This is a genomic window from Candidatus Symbiopectobacterium sp. NZEC135 (genome assembly GCF_025962695.1).
Map to the genome: position 1 here is coordinate 1 of NZ_JAGFPF010000133.1, position 4,138 is coordinate 4,138.

The 4,138-nt window shown below is 53.3% G+C and carries 4 protein-coding genes and 1 pseudogene; 4 read left to right on the top strand and 1 reads right to left on the bottom strand.

Annotation, left to right across the window (positions count from 1 at the left end; translation table 11 throughout):
* From J5224_RS23675 to J5224_RS23685, 3 genes are all read left to right on the top strand, one after another.
* Positions 1 to 477 (top strand): ABC transporter ATP-binding protein (locus J5224_RS23675; protein WP_264627685.1); only part of this gene is annotated, 477 nt, incomplete at its 5' end.
* Positions 470 to 1,228, top strand: coding sequence for an ABC transporter permease (locus J5224_RS23680; RefSeq protein ID WP_264627686.1), 759 nt, complete (start codon positions 470 to 472; stop codon positions 1,226 to 1,228). The genes J5224_RS23675 and J5224_RS23680, both read left to right, overlap by 8 nt.
* A gap of 46 nt (positions 1,229 to 1,274) precedes the next feature.
* Entirely contained in the window at positions 1,275 to 1,595 is a 321-nt protein-coding gene (locus J5224_RS23685) for a hypothetical protein (RefSeq protein ID WP_264627687.1), read from the top strand.
* A 229-nt stretch (positions 1,596 to 1,824) separates the two neighbouring features.
* Here J5224_RS23685 and J5224_RS23690 read toward each other — a convergent pair.
* A pseudogene (locus tag J5224_RS23690) lies at positions 1,825 to 3,243 on the bottom strand (PLP-dependent aminotransferase family protein).
* A 96-nt stretch (positions 3,244 to 3,339) separates the two neighbouring features.
* Between J5224_RS23690 and J5224_RS23695 the strand changes: the two are divergent.
* A complete protein-coding gene (locus J5224_RS23695) occupies positions 3,340 to 4,110 on the top strand; it encodes an arylamine N-acetyltransferase family protein (RefSeq protein WP_264627688.1) in 771 nt (256 codons plus the stop codon).
* The last annotated feature ends 28 nt before the right edge of the window (positions 4,111 to 4,138 follow it).

Here is a 4,138-nt window from a genome sequence, read left to right on the forward strand (position 1 = left end):
TTGGATAACGTGCTGCTTCCTGCTCGCACGCTGGGGTTGTCAGATGCAACTGCCCGAGTGCGGGCACGACAATTACTTGATCTGGTCGGCCTGGTCGACTTTGCGAGCGATTATCCCTTCGAGCTTTCCGGGGGGATGCAACAACGAGTAGGCATCGCACGGATGTTGCTACACGATCCTGATTTATTGTTGATGGATGAACCCTTTGCCGCTCTGGATGCCCTGTCACGCGAATTCTTGATGTTGGAACTCCAACGCATTTGGGAGCAACAGCGCAAATCTGTGTTGTTCATTACTCACAGTATTCAGGAAGCGGTATTTCTTGCCGATCGGGTGTTGGTGATGTCGCCTCGCCCCGGGCGCATTATTGAGAGTGTGACAATTCCACTACCCCGATCGCGCACGTTGGATACGCTGGCTAATGATGAGTTTATGGCACTGTGTCAGCATTTACGGAGATATTTCACCCATGCATAGATTTTTCTCCCTGTTATTCCCCTTGGTGAGTCTTGCCGTGTTGGTTCTTATTTGGGATGTGTCTGTACGTGTATTTTCTGTTCCTGATTATCTTCTGCCTCCGCCTGCAGCCGTGTTCCGCGCATTACGCGATGGATTCAGCGATCAGAGCCTGTGGCCGCATATTGCGATGACTGTGGGTGAGACGTTGGCTGGATATATCATCGGCAGTTTGCTGGCGGTTCTGCTTGGCAGCGTGCTGGCAGAGTCGCAGATGTTTGAACGCTTTGTCTATCCATTGCTGATTGCGTTACAAGCCACACCCAAAGTGGCATTGGGGCCGATTATCCTCGTCTGGTTCGGTTTTGGCGTGGCATCTAAAATTGTGCTGGTGACGTTGGTTTGTTTTTTTCCTCTATTTGTCAACACCGTTAATGGTATTCGCCGCACCGATGTTGAATTACTGGATACCTGTCGTGCATTTTCGGCATCCCGTTATTATTTATTGTTTCATGTAAAGTTGCCTTCAGCGGCAGGCGATATTTTTGCCGGATTGCAGATTGGTGTGGCGTTGGCATTAATTGGTGCGGTTGTGGCTGAATTTTTATCTGCACAACGTGGTTTGGGGTATTTGATAGCATCCAGTTCTGTGAATATGAGTCTGTCCACTATGTTTGCGGGCGTGTTTTTACTGGCATTGATCGGGGTGTGTGGCGCACAAATTGTACGCTGGTTACAACGTAAGGTTGTTTTCTGGCAATCGGGAGGATGATAGCGACCGAATATCATGTTACATCTGTATAGCAGGTAATCAAATTGTGCAGTTTACGCTCCAGAAATCATCGCTGATCACGCTCAACACCCTGGCTAATTTGAAAAATCTTGCCGCAATTCTACCTAAAAGGCTGATCGACGAGGCGAACACCAGCACACTGTGCTTTATCTCCATCATCCCCTCCGGAGGCGTGGAGACAGAATTTGCGTTACACCGCTTCTTTCACCAATACAGGGTGGATAAGAAGGGACTTGGTAGAGAATGGTTTTCTTATACGGATGAATTGCGTGAGTTTATCGTTACCCTAAACACCTATATTGCCAGTAACATTACTGGCAATATAGATTATCTCGTACACCTGTAAAGATACACATTCCTAGCCACAGAGTACGGCCGCGGATTAATGGTGACTCATGAAGAGGTCATGCTACGCTATAAACAGGGTATAGAAGCCATCAATAGTGAAATCGCGCATCTACAATGCAGTTAGCATCACGGTCTGTCCGCTCCTGGCACAAAACCGCCCTGGCATTGATGTGCTGGTGGCATATATCGAGCTGAAGGTATTCGCGACATGGGCGCATATAAAACTATTACTCACTTCTCGCCAGTTGGTGACAAAGTGCTCCGAGCTGTTCCACGGTATTTAGCAGGTGAGGTGTGGGTTCGTTCGCACAATTTAAGCGCAGGAAGTTTTGTAATTCCGCCCCGGGGGAAAACAAGGGGCCAGGGCTAACACCAATGCCCAGCGCTAGCGCGCAACGATGTACCTCCAGCGCATTTATCTGCTGCGGGAGTTCTACCCATAACAAGAAACCGGCTGTTGGCACGGTAACGCGCGTACCCGGTGGGAAGCTAGCTTCGACCCGTGCTGTAACGACTTGTACCCCCTGCGTAACCCTGGATTTCAGGCGCCGCAGGTGACGCTCATAGTCGCCACTTGCCAGTACCTCGCTCGCGGCGGCTTCAAGCTACGGCGCGCCTGCCCAGTCCCCGGCCATGCGAGCCTGCAATACCTGCATATGATAGCGTCCGGCCACAATCCAACCGATTCGCCAGCCCGGAGCAAGGGTTTTGGATAACGAACTGCAGTAAAGCACACTCCCACTCTGGTCGAACGCTTTGCAGGCCGGAGGACGCTGACCTTCGCCGGCCAAATCACCATACACATCGTCTTCTATTAAAGGGATGCCTGCACTTTCAATCAGGGCAACCAGTTCCTTCTTGCGCGCGACGGGCATACTGGCACCGAGCGGGTTCTGCACCGTGGGCGAGGCCAGAACGGCGGCCGGGCGGTGACGCCCAATGGCGTCAGCCAGCGGTGCCAGCAACAAACCTTCGGCAGGATCCGTGGGGATTTGCAATGCTTTCAGACCTAAATCCTCCAGCAGCAGGAGCGTGCCAAAGTAGGCGGGCTGCTCGATCGCCACAACATCACCTGGCTGACACACTGCCCGCAGAGCAAGACGCAGCGCCTGCGTCGCGCCTGTGGTGATGACGATGTCATCCGCGCCAAAATGGGCCCCCCACTGCGCTGCGTGAGCGGCACTCTTATTGCGCAGGTCAGCCCTCCCCGGTGGCAGGCTGTAGCTTTGCCCGTGGGCGGCCAGGCGACGGCTTGCTGCATGCAGTGCCCGCTGCAGGATATCGCCAGGTAGCCAGGTGGGATCGGGTAGCGCGGCCCCAAGTGGCACCAGACGCGCTTCTGCACTACTGAATAGTGACCGGGCTACGGCTGACATTGTCACAGGGACGGGACCAGGCAAAGGATGGGAGGACGTATTGACCTGACTGACGAAGTAGCCCGAGCGCGGACGCGCAACAATCAGACCTTCTGCCTCAAGACAGCGGAGCGCTTCCAGTGCCGTTGGCAGGCTAACGTGCTCGCGTTCGGCCAGCTTACGCGCGGAGATCATCCGGTCACCGGCTCGCAGCGCACCTGAGTCGAGGGTGAGGCGCAGCATTGCCGCAATTCGGCGGTAATGTGGAGACGATTGGGACGGGACGGACATGGCGATCTGTACAGTCTGATTTTCGATAAATCTGACTATACAGCTAATGATGTTCACCATCTATAGTGGCGAACACTACTCAGTCACGGAGGCATGATGCATAGCGACAACTTTGATCTTTCTACTTATTTACGCCGTATAAACTATACCGCTCAGGTATCTGCCAACAGCGCCACACTCTATGCGCTGATGCGCCATCAACTCTTTTCGGTGCCTTTTGAGAATCTGGATGTGCAGGCAGGCAAGGTTGTCTCGCTGGTGCCAGAAGAGATTGTCGACAAACTGCTACAACGGGGTCGGGGCGGCTACTGCTATGAGGTCAACGGGCTATTTGCCATGGCGCTGGAAGCGTTAGGAATCCCCTACTGTTTCGTGGCGGCACGTCCGATGTTCTATCCGGTGCGTCGGCCGAAAACCCATATGGCGTTAATTGCAGAAGTCGATGGCCGTCAGTGGCTATGCGATCTGGGTTTCGGTAGCTACGGTATCCGCGCGCCGTTGGCCTTAGACTTGCTCGACACCGACATTAATCAGGATTTCGATATGTTCCGACTTACCCGTGACGCAAAGGGTGAGTACCTGTTGCAGGCGAAGGTTGAGGGTGAATGGGCTAATCAATACGGCTTTGATTTGATCCCTCAGGAATGGATTGATTTCGTCCCGGCAAACTACCTCAACTCCACCCACCCTGATGCCATTTTTGTGCAGAAGCTGCTGATCGTGCAACATCTCGCCGAGGGGCGCCTGATTTTGCTGGGTGATACACTCACAACAGTGACCGCGCAGGGGGTAGAAAAGCAGCAAGTGGCGGAAAAAGACCTTCCCCATATACTGAAATACCACTTTGCTCTGTCTGTGCCGCAGTAAATTGGAGTGACGATGTGCTCCAGCCCTC